Annotated in this window: 1 protein-coding gene; it reads left to right on the top strand. The window is 67.8% G+C overall.

The genetic code is table 11. The annotated features are described in order from the left end of the window. A partial coding sequence (locus AC1DMY_RS21085; protein WP_477166791.1) for a solute carrier family 23 protein occupies positions 1 to 366 on the top strand: 366 nt, incomplete at both ends.

The raw sequence follows: 366 nt of genomic DNA, 5'->3' as shown, positions 1-366 counted from the left end.
CCGTGGTTCACCCTCGTCACGCCGTTCGCGTTCGGGCTGCCGACCTTCAACGCCGGCGCCATCGCCACCATGGTGATCGTGATGGTGGTGCAGATGGTCGAGTCGATGGGGTTGTTCGTGGCCATTGGCGACATCGTCAAACGGCCCGTCACCGAGCGCGAGGCCACCAACGGCCTGCGCGCCAACGGGCTGGCCAGTGCCATCGGCGGCATGTTCGCCGCGTTCCCGTTCATCGCCTTCATGGAGAACGTGGGCCTGGTGATCGTCACCGGCGTGCGCAGCCGCTGGGTGGTGGCCACCTGCGGCGTGATGCTCTGCGCGGTGGCGCTGGTGCCGAAGATCGGCGCGCTGTTCTCGTCGATCCCC

This window comes from Dyella sp. 01L423, from assembly GCF_056399945.1.
The sequence above is the reverse complement of the archived record's forward strand: the minus strand, read 5'-3'. Positions and strand labels throughout refer to the sequence as shown.